Below are 11,264 nucleotides of genomic sequence, written 5' to 3' on the forward strand. Positions count from 1 at the left end.
ATTTGGTAAGAAAAGAAAGAGGAAAGGAGGTTTTGCGAATGGAGAACCGCATGACATATCTTCAGCAAAACCACCCAAAATGGTGTAACGGATACTTACTGATGGAAAACGGTCATTGTCTGATTGAAGACGAAGAAGGAGACATCATGATGCCTGAAAGCCTTCAAAGTTCTATGATCTGTTTGAAAGAAAAGGATCGATGGACAAAAGGAGAATTGCTCGGGTCTGTCGTTCTTTGTGAGAATGGGAAGTTGATGGAGGTAAAAGGCGGTGAACGCATTCAATATACAGCGTCTCTTTCTAAAGGGTGGCTTGATTTGCTCATGTTCGTACCGGAAAGCGTCTTTTATCAGATCATTGACTATGTAGAACAGCTTGGCTTTTCCGTCTATGATTGTGTCTTCTCTTCCTTCCATCCTTCTCATCGCGTGTCTTTTTTTCAGTTTTCAGGAGACATGCAATCACTTGCCCTTCAATGCCACCATCATTCGGACGCAAATCAAGTTCAATTGGAATGGACGACGTCTGACGGTCACCGGCTGATGTCTCAGTTTGATCTCACATAAAAAGGGCACTGCTTTTGATAAGCAATGCCCTTTTTATCTTAAAAGATATGGAAACCGATCGGCAGACGTAAGCCGAGAAGAATGGTCACAATAGCAACCACGATAAAACCAATGAATACACCCGTCACCGATTTTCCTTTTTTCTTGCGTACCAGGACCATTTCCATGAAACCAATCACAAGAATACCAAGTATCATTTTTCCAACATACTCGCCCCCGTAACCCGGGATTTTCATTCCTGTGCGAACATACAGCTCTACACCCGTTGCAATAATAATCAAGTAAAATAGGCGTACGATCATATGCACAATTTTAGCGCCTTTATCGTTTTTACCTGCTAATGCAAAGGCAACGAAAAATAGAATAATACCTAGCACCCACGCTGTAATATGTAAATGTGTTCCCATTTGTGATTTCCCCCTTTATCAGAACAATTACCTTCTCATCGTACCACGAAATAAGTCGAACACAAAGCGACAATCCTGTGTCAACACGCCTTTATTTGACACGATTTGATAACGTCCCAATTGGTTCAATTGTTACTTCAATCTGATCGCCTGAGGCTAAAAATTTTGGCGGTTCAAAACCTTTGCCGACTCCAGAAGGTGTACCTGTTGCAATGATGTCTCCCGCTTCCAGCGTCATCCCTTTTGAAAGAGTTGACACAATGTCTTCAATTGGGAAGATCATTAATTCCGTACTCGCAGACTGACGAACCTCTCCGTTTACCTTTGTTTCCACATGGAGTGCTCCATGATCCTCGATCACTGACTTGTGAACGATATAAGGTCCCATTGGACAAGTTGTATCTAAGCTTTTTCCGATGAAAAATTGTTTGTGTTTTTTCTGCAAATCTCTTGCGGTTATATCATTTAAAATGGTGTAACCGAAAATGTAATCTTGGACCTCTTCAGGAGCAATATTCTTTCCTGTTTTGCCAATGACAATGGCAAGCTCCCCTTCGTAATCCAATTCACTTGTCACATCTTCATGGAGAAGAATGTCCGCTTCATGCCCTACAACAGAGGTAGGCGCCTTTGTAAAGATCATCACGTCTTTAGGAATATCTGCCGCACTTCCCATTTCCATGACGTGATCTTGATAGTTTTTCCCAACACACATGATGTTTTTCGTTGGTTTTGGAATCGGTGCATGGAGTGTCACGTCCGAAAGCGGATAGACATAAGAGCCGCGGTCTTCTTCTTTTTTCTCCGCCCAATCAAGAAGCTGTTTGACGTGTTCGACAAACTTGTCCCCCATGTTGATGCATTCAGATAAAGAGTTTGGCAATGTTTCTAGCTCAAATAGTTTTGCTTCTGCCTTTTTGACGTCCATCACCCATTCATCATCAATGACGACCCCGATAAACAATCTGTTATGTATCTCACCTGTAAAAAACTTCATGTTTTCCCCTCACAATCTTCATTTCAATACATTATGATGTCTCATTTTTATTTCTCTACGAAATAAAAAAAACCCTTTTTTATCATACTCTCTTTTAAAAAGGGTTTCAAAAATGAAGACCTGACATTTAGCGGTAGCGTCGATACTCCCACATATTCCCTTGATCCCATTTACGATCAACATTTCCTTGATGGCGGGAATGATGTTTTTTCTTCCCGCATCTTCGGCAAGAGTGACTCCGTTTATGGTGATGAGAACGTTTAGATCGATGGCTGCGGTGTGATTTGCGGCAGCTTTTCTTATGATGTGATCTGTGTTTGCTGCGGCATGATTTTTTTGGTTCACTCTTTTTGCTGCGGCAAGACTTTTTGCTTTTATACGACTTTTTACTTTTGCATGGTTTCTCGCTCTTTACACTTTTTTTTGAGCAGCGACTTTTTTTAGAGCGATAGCTTTTTTTAGAACGATAGCTTTTATGGCTTTTTTTGCTGCGATGTGACTTACGGCAGCCTCCTCCACCAAAGAACCAGTGACGGCGATTTGAATGACGAGAACGAGATGATTTGTGCGAATGTCCCGATTCTGGTTCACGATCTAAGTGATGATCACGCCCCTCACTTCGAAGTGAATCAACTGCATGTTCAATATGCGAATGATCAAATGTGCTCACGAACAATTCCCCTCCCAATCTGTGCTCTGACAAAACAAACAGACAAAGCTGTTTATCTTCTCTGCTTTATGTTACGAGACTCGATAGACAAGTGTTCTTGGCGAATGCCTCTTTCTTAGAAAACTCCATGAATACCTACCAGCAGGTACAGGACATTCCTTCATTTTCATATAGTGGAGGAGATATAGGAGGGTGATGAACGCATGGACACAGAACCTTTAAAACAACTGGATATCTGGATTCATCCAAAAGATCTCATGGATTTAAAAAAGGACGTATGGAACGATGAACCCGTCGAGGCCATTCTGAAAACCGGCCAAACGAAGTCACATATTTATGCCTCATACCGAGGATCACACATCCGAAAGCTCAAGAAAAAATCCTATCAAATTGAATATCGAAAACCAAAGCAAAGACAGGGCGAATCCCTTTTTCACTTAAATGCAGAGTACAATGATCCTTCTTTCATTCGCAACAGGCTGTCTTTTTATTTCTTTGAACAAATGGGTGTGTTCAGCCCGTCCGCTTCTCATGTGTTTCTGACCATTAATGGAAGAAAAGAAGGCATATATTTAAAAATAGAATCTGTAGATGAGCTGTTCCTCCAAAAACGACAGCTGCATGGTGGCGGCATTTATTATGCTGTAGATGATGACGCCAATTTCTCTCTTTTAAGTTCATTTGATAAAAAGCCAAAAAAACATCTTCTTCTCGGTTATGAGAAAAAAACGGGAACTCCTGAACACGACAAGCAGCTGAGTGAATTTATTTACTTTTTGAACACCGCAAGGGACGACACGTTTGCAAATAAGATTGAGCAGTATCTTGATGTGACACAATATTTCCGCTGGCTCATTGGTGTCGTGTGTACCCAAAATTTTGATGGCTTTGTTCATAACTATGCCCTTTATGTGAATGATCAAGGAAGGTTTCAAGTAATGCCTTGGGATTATGATGCGACTTGGGGTCGTGATATTCACGGAGAAGAAATGGCGTTTGATTATATTCCAGTCAGCGGTTTCAATACATTAACCGCTAGATTACTAGACATCCCTGCATTTAAAAGAGACTATTATGCCCTTTTCCAGCACGTACTAGATACACATTTTTTAGAAAAACGGCTTCTCCCCATCATTGAGACATGGCATGCTTCGATTGAGCAGCGAATTGGAGATGATCCATATACGAAAAACCGACAAGACATGCTGCGTTCAGAGCGAGAATTAATCCGACAGTATATCAACAAAAGACGACGTTATTTACAAACTGAGATTAAAAAAGAGACATCGCGCCTGTAAAGACACTTTCGAATTTTGTCACTTTAGTTCTCATATTGACGAAAGAGCTTTTTTTATAGAAAAATAGGGTATACTAACCATATCCTTCTATTTGATAAAAAATGTGAGAGTTGGCGTCCGTTATGATCAATTATGAAATTGAACAAAAAAGATTACATTTAATTGAGACCGCAAAAAAATTCGGAATGAATGCCGAAGAAACCATCAGGTGCAGTCAAGAGCTTGACACACTCTTAAATAAAGGCATCAAAACCACCTCTAAAGAATGCTCGAATAAAGGGTAAACCATACACTTCATTCCTCTCATCAAAGTTCTTCAAAAAGACAATCACATATTAAAAGACCCATCATAAGCTATGGTGAAACGCCCAAAAACGAAGTGCCCTATTTTTCTAAAGGATGTGCACCGCTATGCCGGCTATTGTTGGAGCCTTTAAAGTAAATGCCGTCGGAACGAGCGGAGTCGTTCATGTTGGAGATTGCATCACCATTTCTCCAAATAGTCAGGTTAAAACGTTTGCCGGCGCAGGCAGTTTTAACACTGGTGATCAATTACGCATTAGCAACTATAAAAGTGTGACAAATACGTATGATAGTGATGTCATTGATCAACCGCTTGTTGGTAACTTGTAAGGAGTGAGAATCCATTGAACTTCTATATTAATCAAGCGATACAAATTAATTACTTACGTGTGGAGTCTGTGAGTAACTCATCCGTTCTGCAAATCGGCAGTGCTGGATCAATCAAAGCACTCTCCAATCTGTATAACACTGGTAGCTACGTAGAAGCAGCACCTGCCGCAGCAGGCACACAAGGAATTGAAGAGTCTCAGGGCGCAAGCACGGCACCTTTTGTACCGCTTCAGTCACCAACAACATAAGTTCATCTGCAATCCCCGGAGGTGTATGCATATGTATGACTATCAAAACAGCGCTTCACAAATGTATGGCATCATTCAAAAGCAAACACAGCAAATCATGATGCTTGAAAAAAGGCTTAACGAGCTTCAGCAGGAAATGCAAATGATCAAAGATAAACCGACAACAACGATTGAACGAATTGATTATCAATTTGATCAACTGAAAATCGAGCGGCTGGAAGGCACATTAAATATCGGCCTCAATCCATCTGATCCAAATAGTGTTCAAAATTTTGAAGTGGGCCAAACAACAACCCCGGGAATTGGAATGATGCAGCAAGAAATGGCTGATCAATTTTTCAATCAAACACGCCAGCTTGTCGATGCATTCTTAAATGAAGAAGCACCGCAGCTTCTTGAAGAACTAGAGCAGCGATACGAAGGCTCGCTTGATGAAAGCAACAAACACCATATCATTGAGGACATTCGAAAACAAATAGACAGCAGAATCAAATATTATGCGGGGCAGCTGCCACAAAGGGAAGATATGACCCCGCTTCAACGTTCCGAGCAAATTGCTGAATATGTGAAACATGATGTCAAACGGGCAATCGAGCACTTTTTAGCCCATATTCCAAATGAAACGAAAGGAGAGGAAAACGGATGAATTTCACAGTCGTCAACCGCAACATCGAAACCGGAAGCATTAAAGTAGTTGGGGTATCGTCCTCTTCCCTATTTATTATCGGGGACACGGACCATGTACAACTGTCATCGATTTTCGATACACCGCCAGAATCATTAATTATTGGACCGTTTGTTCCTCTAGCCCCTCGATAATGATCAAGCGCACATCTCAAGTGAAGTTCTCGAAGGTGAATTCTGTCGGGATTTCAAGTGTTGTTCAAATTGGTGATACACAAGAGCTATGTCCGAACGTGAAGGTGTTAGCTGTTCAGCGAACCATTAGTTTGTTTTATGGAAATGAAGCTGAAAACCTAGATGCAAAAGAATTTGAAGTGTATTATGAGCCGATCCCATTGATGCTGCCAGAACGAGCGGTTAGAACGGCCTTTTATCATGAAAAGCCTCTCATTAAAGTGTCGTCCATTCATGTAGAAGGGGTCTCTTCCTCCTCTATCTATCAAATTGGCTCTACGTGCGGAATAAATGCCGTTGCGCGAGTGAAGCATATTCGAGAGTTATTTAGCAACAATGACGAACATCCGCCAAACTCACAATTGGACCTACCTGCGCATATGATGGTGATATGACTTCGAATAAAGGATGTCGATTATGCCAGCAATTGTCGGACCCATTTACATTAACTCGATTTCTGGGGGCGTCGTAAACGTCGGTGACTCATTTTATCTTTCGCCTAAAAGTTCTTCAAAATCTGCTTTAGGCTCTGGAGCGGGGAATACCGGAGATTTCTTGATTTTAAATAATGGCATTAGCGCCACCAACTATGTGGATCCTGACTTAAATGATCAGAATATGGTAGGCAATGCATAAAGCGGCTCCTCTTCACTCATTTCATTTAGAGGAGCGCTTTTTTATGTTTATTTCTTTCTGCGTTGTCTTGATTTCTTTGTTTTGACCAGCTTGCTTGCCGGCTGCTTTCGAATCCATTTGATGTACGGAACAAGCTTTTCATCTTGTCTTAGTGCATCCAGCGTATTCAAACGTGCGGCAAGCTCCTGGTTTGTATAAAGAGCATGTACTTGTTTATGGCAAGGGATACACAGGAAGGCAGTCGGTAGAAAGGCCCCTCCCTCTTCTCTTGGCGTCAAGTGATGTTCCGTAAGGACGACCTCTTGTCTTCCGCACAGCTCACATAATCCAATCGTTTGCTTTGCCATCCTGAGATCACCTCACTTTACATTAATTCCATCGAGACTGTTGTTCCTTTCCCGCTTGGATCTGCTGGGTGGACAATCAGTTTCTTTGGCAGTCTCATCTTTAATTCTTCCACATGGCTAATCACACCAACGGCCAAATTTTGAGACTGTAGCTTCTCTAATGCTGTAATCACCGTATCTAACAAGTCTTGATCGAGCGTACCAAATCCTTCATCTAAGAAGAAGAATTGCAGCGGGAACTCACCTCTCAGCTGAATTTGTGCAGACAGAGCAAGGGCAAGTGCTAAAGACGTCAGGAAAGTTTCTCCCCCAGACAAGCTGGATACCGGACGTCTGACACCTCCATTGGCATCATCCCGCATCACAAAACCGCCCTCTGAATCGACTTCAATGGCATACCTTTGTCTTGTCAAAATCCCAAGACGATGAGAAGCATCACGGCTGACACTTTCTAGCTGTTCTTCTGCTAGGAACTCAACAAATGTATTCCCTTTAAACACAGTTTGAAGCTTATCCAGCCGGTCAATTTCTTGCTGCAGTTCTTCAAGGCGTTCATGAATGCTTGCAAAGCGCTGATGGTTTGCTTCAATCACTCGCAGATGCTCTTGTGCAGATCCACTCAGCGCTGTCGCTTCTTCAAGCGCTTTTTCCGCCGCTTCTTTTTTTAGTTGAATGTCTGTCCACTCGTCTTCATCCAGCGACTCACCTTTTAACAGTTCAGAAATTCGCTTTAAGTTTGCTGCACATTGCTTTCTTTTATCCTCAAATTCCTCAATTTCCTGTTTGACTGTAAGACGTACAGATCGATCCATTAAAGCAGGTGCTATCTCCTGCGGCTGATCAAAAGGAGTAGGTCCTGTTTCTTTTTGCCACGCTTCCTCAGCTTCTTGTTTTCGCCGCTTCGCCTCTTGGAGCTGACGTTCACTGCTTGAGAAATGGCTTTGCGCCTCACTAAATAATTGCTGTGCATGCTTGAATTGCTCGTACGATTGCTGTTCTTTTTCATTTAAATGAGCAAGAGATTGTTGAACTTCGTCCAGTTCATCAGAAAGAGAAGCGGCTTTTAAAGGATATCGCTGTAAATCTGTTTCATATTGATCGATCAGGTGTTGCTGGCTTCCCAGCTGATGCGCCAGCTTATCGAGTTCCTTCTCTAGATCGTATATGGCTGTTTGCAGATGCTCTTTTGCCTGCTGTTTTTCCTCTAGAAAAGAAATACTCTTCTCAATACGCTCTTGATAACCTTCCGCTTGTTGATCCTTTTCATCAATTTGTTGCTGCATTTCCTGCACTTGGTTGATTGTCAGGTGAGGAAAGGTCTGTTCAAATTGCGTCAGTTGTTCGGAAAGCTCAGATCGAAGCTCCTTGATCAGCATGTCTAGTTCTTGTATGCGCTGCTGCTCAAATGTCAGTTGATCTTTGACTTTGCTCATTTCTGCCGCTTGATCATAAGTGACGTCCATTAAACGAGCTCGTTTGCTTTCGATTGCTTGAATATCTTGTTTTACGCCTTTCCATTCTTGAATCAGCTGGTGCAAAGACTGCGGATTCTGTACTGCTTCTACTGCTGCAGCTACTTCCGAATCGGGGGCTTTTTGAGATAAAAAGGAGAACTGTTTAACTAATTGATTGGCATGCGTTTCAAGCAGCTGCTTTGCAACAAACATGTCTCTAGCATATTCCTCTGCCAGCTTGAGCTCTTTATCCATTTTTACAATCCATTCATCAATTTGGGCAACCGTTTCTTCATGATCATTGTCTATCACAGCCTTTGGATCATGATGAATCGATCCACAAACAGGACATGGTTCACCGTCTACTAGCTCTGCCGCTAATTCTTTTCTTAATTCTGCCGATCTGACAACATCACGCTGTTTTAATTTTTCTTGTTTTTTGTCCTGCTCTTTATGACTCCATTCTGTAAGACCTCGTTCAAATTCACATACATAAAAATACAATTGCTCTATCGCTTGAAACGATTGATTTATTTTTTCATGATGATCTTTTTGCTGTTTTTGAAGCTTTTCATACGATTGTGTCGCCTGTGCTGAACGCTGTCTTAGCTCCTCAATCTTTTGTTCTTCCTTTTGAATGCTCACATTCATTCTTTGAACATTTTCACTGAAACGAAGTGCGTCTTGTACAAGTTTCCGCTCTTTGACAGAGACTTGTAATTGTTCCAGCTCATGCTTCAACTGTGTTTGTTTCGCAAGCGCACGCTCTAATAAAGATTGCAGGTTTTCGGCTTCCGCTTTTTTTTGAGTCAATTGCTGCGCTTTTTCATTGTTTTGCTGCTCTAGTACGGTCTTTTCCTGAAGAGCTGTTTCTTTTTTTCGTTCAATTTCTTTTAATTGAATAAGCTGCTCTTTCTTTTGAAGAAGCTCTGGCTCATTTTCCATTTTCTTTTGCCGCGTTTGCTCATACTCCTGCGTCATTTGATCATAGATCGTTCGTTGATGAAGTAAATGTTTTTCTGCTTCCTGCTTCTCTTTTGATGCTTGAGAGAGCTGCTTTTCAGCCTTTGTTAATGCATCCGCATAAGGCTTTAATGTCTCTGCCTGCTCTGCAATGTAAAGTTGATTCTTTTTCTCTTCCATTGTGGATGCCAGCAGATTGAGGTTGTGTTGTTCCTTCTCGTACGCTTCTTGTTCCTGTTGATACTGCCAGATGGCTTGCGCTTTTGTAAAAGCAGTGAACGCTTCGTCCCGCGTTTGTTTTTTCTCATGAAAAATAGCTTGCGCCTGCGCAGCTGCTTCTTTAGCTTTCACTAATGCCTCTGGACCAGCTTCTCCTAATCCAGTCAGTTCAGCCAGCAGTTCGTTTTTCTGTCCATAGTGATTTTGAGCCTTTGCGCGTAAACGTTTGACGAGCTGATCACCATATTTCTCCAAATTAAACAAACGCTGCAGCATTTGGCGTCTGTCGGCTCCTTTCAATGAAAGGAATTCCGCAAACTTTCCTTGGGGTAAAACAACCGCTCTCGTAAAATCGTCAATGGTTAAACCAAGTAATTCTTCTATTTTACGATTAACCTCACTTGCTTTATCTGCAAGAACTGTCTGCGTATCACCAATTTCAATCAATCGGCATAACGTCGTTCTAACCTTCATTTCATCTGCCCGTTTAAAGGCACGTTCCACTTTATAAGAAATATGGTGTTCCCTTTGCAAAGCGAACGTAAAGGAGACAGACAGCTTTTCTTCAGCTTGGTTCAAAATACCATGCGTATTATTGAGTGCACGTTCGACCTTGCCATAGAGTGCGAGTGTCATGGCATCTAATATGGACGATTTTCCGCTTCCAGTCGGTCCAAAAATACCAAACACACCTGCATCACATAGGGAGCTAAAGTCAATGGTTTGCTCTTCTCTGAAGCTATGAAGTCCTTTAATGGTTAGCGTGATCGGCTTCAATTCGCTTCCTCCTCTTGCATGTCATTGGCAAGCTCTAAAAATAGCTTGACAGTTTTTTCATCAGGTAGACCTCCACCTGTCTGACGCTCATAAAATTTCACGAACCGCTCTTCAATCGAGAGCTTTTCCACTTGTTTTTGTTCTTCTTTTTGCTGTAACTCTTTAAACTTTGGTCTAATATGGACAAATCCACTATGCTGTTTTCTCAGCTGATGAATTTGTTCGATCGACAGCTGATCTGTTAAGTGAATCTCTAAATCAATCCAGGCTTGAAGATCCCGCTTTTCATCCAGCCAACTGTGTACTTGGCTCAGCCCTTCAGTCGCCTTCCACTTCATAAGTGGTTTACCGCTTGATAAAAACACTTCTTTCCAGCTTGCTGTTTCATTCGGTTTTGCATCCACAATGGTGACTGATTTGGCGTAGCCTGCTTCAGAAAAGCTGTATGCAAGTGGAGATCCAGAATAGCGGGCAATCGTTTTGGCACGTTTAATGGTTTGGGGGCGATGCAAATGCCCCAATGCGACATAACAAGCCGCCTCAGGCAGACTTTCGGCCGCAACGGTATATGCGCCTCCCACTTCAATCGGCCTTTCCGAATCCGTTTGACTACCACCTGCCACATAAATATGACTTGTTGCGATATTGACCGTATCCGCCTGAAATTGGCTGCTTAAATGTTGAAACATTTGTTGTATTTTTAAATTGTACTGATCACGAAGCAGTTTCTCTTCAAATGTTTCAGCCAGCACCTCGTTTAGCCTTGCTTCAGACGGGTAAGCGAGTGCGGCAATAGATAGACGTTCACTTGCAGAAGAAACATCGACATGAATTAAATCATTTGTCGGATATCCAATTAAATGAATCCCCTGCTCATTCGTTAAAGGAGATGCGGCTGATAAACGGTCTGGGTTATCATGGTTGCCAGAGATCACAACCACCTGACGCTTTCCTTTATCAGATAATGCAGACAGACTTTCATAAAAAAGCTGTTCTGCGCGAGCAGGAGGGTTCACTGTATCAAAGGCATCTCCAGCCATCACAATGACATCAATGTGTTCATCCTTGACGATTTGATTTAATTCATCTAAAAACTCCGCTTGCTCCTCAAGCCGGCTTCGGCCTTCAAGGGTTTTCCCTAGATGCCAATCCGCTGTATGCAGAATCCTCATGTGATTCACCTCTCATTCA

The 11,264-nt window shown here is 42.1% G+C and carries 15 protein-coding genes and 1 pseudogene; 9 read left to right on the forward strand and 7 right to left on the reverse strand.

The annotated features are described in order from the left end of the window. The first annotated feature begins 38 nt into the window (after positions 1-38). Positions 39-566, forward strand: coding sequence for a DUF2777 family protein (locus tag ACSBQP_RS07460; RefSeq protein WP_025207116.1), 528 nt, complete (start codon positions 39-41; stop codon positions 564-566). Positions 567-604: 38 nt separating this feature from the next. Here the strand turns inward: ACSBQP_RS07460 and ACSBQP_RS07465 are convergent, their stop codons facing one another. The 4 genes and pseudogenes from ACSBQP_RS07465 to ACSBQP_RS07480 form a co-directional block, all read right to left on the reverse strand. Then, positions 605-973, reverse strand: coding sequence for a YisL family protein (locus ACSBQP_RS07465; protein WP_007499115.1), 369 nt, complete (start codon positions 971-973; stop codon positions 605-607). Positions 974-1,064: 91 nt separating this feature from the next. Further along, positions 1,065-1,970, reverse strand: a complete 906-nt coding sequence (locus ACSBQP_RS07470; protein WP_099496425.1) for a fumarylacetoacetate hydrolase family protein — start codon at positions 1,968-1,970, stop codon at positions 1,065-1,067. 18 nt (positions 1,971-1,988) lie between these two features. Further along, positions 1,989-2,276: a hypothetical protein gene (locus ACSBQP_RS07475; RefSeq protein ID WP_370648321.1), complete on the reverse strand. Its 288-nt coding sequence runs from the start codon at positions 2,274-2,276 to the stop codon at positions 1,989-1,991. Further along, a pseudogene (locus tag ACSBQP_RS07480) lies at positions 2,161-2,640 on the reverse strand (CotG/ExsB N-terminal domain-containing protein); the annotation flags it as partial. The gene ACSBQP_RS07475 and the pseudogene ACSBQP_RS07480, both read right to left, overlap by 116 nt. A 203-nt stretch (positions 2,641-2,843) precedes the next feature. Here ACSBQP_RS07480 and ACSBQP_RS07485 point away from each other — a divergent pair. The 8 genes from ACSBQP_RS07485 to ACSBQP_RS07520 all read left to right on the forward strand — a co-directional run bounded on the left by ACSBQP_RS07485 (position 2,844) and on the right by ACSBQP_RS07520 (position 6,313). Continuing rightward, positions 2,844-3,938 carry a CotH kinase family protein gene (locus ACSBQP_RS07485; RefSeq protein WP_435028294.1) on the forward strand — a complete coding sequence of 365 codons (1,095 nt, stop codon included), beginning with the start codon at positions 2,844-2,846 and terminating at the stop codon, positions 3,936-3,938. A 122-nt stretch (positions 3,939-4,060) separates the two neighbouring features. Continuing rightward, the gene (locus ACSBQP_RS07490) at positions 4,061-4,222 is read left to right on the forward strand and encodes an aspartyl-phosphate phosphatase Spo0E family protein (RefSeq protein ID WP_008348605.1); all 162 of its coding nucleotides are present in this window, start codon (positions 4,061-4,063) and stop codon (positions 4,220-4,222) included. A gap of 127 nt (positions 4,223-4,349) precedes the next feature. Next, positions 4,350-4,571, forward strand: coding sequence for a spore germination protein (locus ACSBQP_RS07495; RefSeq protein ID WP_003211745.1), 222 nt, complete (start codon positions 4,350-4,352; stop codon positions 4,569-4,571). 14 nt (positions 4,572-4,585) lie between these two features. Next, complete coding sequence (locus ACSBQP_RS07500) at positions 4,586-4,819, forward strand: spore germination protein GerPB (RefSeq protein ID WP_003210877.1); 234 nt, start codon at positions 4,586-4,588, stop codon at positions 4,817-4,819. 31 nt (positions 4,820-4,850) lie between these two features. Continuing rightward, positions 4,851-5,465, forward strand: coding sequence for a spore germination protein GerPC (locus tag ACSBQP_RS07505; RefSeq protein WP_008348607.1), 615 nt, complete (start codon positions 4,851-4,853; stop codon positions 5,463-5,465). Further along, entirely contained in the window at positions 5,462-5,638 is a 177-nt protein-coding gene (locus tag ACSBQP_RS07510; RefSeq protein ID WP_003210893.1) for a germination protein GerPD, read from the forward strand. The genes ACSBQP_RS07505 and ACSBQP_RS07510 overlap by 4 nt, the downstream gene beginning before the upstream one ends. Beyond that, the gene (locus ACSBQP_RS07515) at positions 5,638-6,072 is read left to right on the forward strand and encodes a spore germination protein GerPE (protein ID WP_024720023.1); all 435 of its coding nucleotides are present in this window, start codon (positions 5,638-5,640) and stop codon (positions 6,070-6,072) included. Before ACSBQP_RS07510 ends, ACSBQP_RS07515 begins: the two co-directional genes overlap by 1 nt. A 22-nt stretch (positions 6,073-6,094) precedes the next feature. Further along, positions 6,095-6,313, forward strand: a complete 219-nt coding sequence (locus tag ACSBQP_RS07520; protein WP_003211468.1) for a spore germination protein — start codon at positions 6,095-6,097, stop codon at positions 6,311-6,313. Positions 6,314-6,360: 47 nt separating this feature from the next. On the opposite strand, the gene ACSBQP_RS07525 is transcribed toward ACSBQP_RS07520, so the two are convergent. The 3 genes from ACSBQP_RS07525 to sbcD are packed head-to-tail and all read right to left on the reverse strand — an operon-like array spanning position 6,361 to position 11,245. Beyond that, a complete protein-coding gene (locus ACSBQP_RS07525; RefSeq protein ID WP_017360217.1) occupies positions 6,361-6,660 on the reverse strand; it encodes a hypothetical protein in 300 nt (99 codons plus the stop codon). A gap of 17 nt (positions 6,661-6,677) precedes the next feature. After that, positions 6,678-10,073 (reverse strand): exonuclease subunit SbcC, encoded by a 3,396-nt coding sequence (gene sbcC, locus ACSBQP_RS07530; protein WP_435028295.1) that lies wholly within the window; start codon positions 10,071-10,073, stop codon positions 6,678-6,680. Then, positions 10,070-11,245 carry an exonuclease subunit SbcD gene (sbcD, locus tag ACSBQP_RS07535; RefSeq protein ID WP_060780952.1) on the reverse strand — a complete coding sequence of 392 codons (1,176 nt, stop codon included), beginning with the start codon at positions 11,243-11,245 and terminating at the stop codon, positions 10,070-10,072. The genes sbcC and sbcD overlap by 4 nt, the downstream gene beginning before the upstream one ends. Positions 11,246-11,264: the final 19 nt, after the last annotated feature.

Origin of the sequence: Bacillus sp. G402 (assembly GCF_051172515.1) — a bacterium.
Taxonomy (GTDB): Bacteria; Bacillota; Bacilli; order Bacillales; family Bacillaceae; genus Bacillus; species Bacillus altitudinis.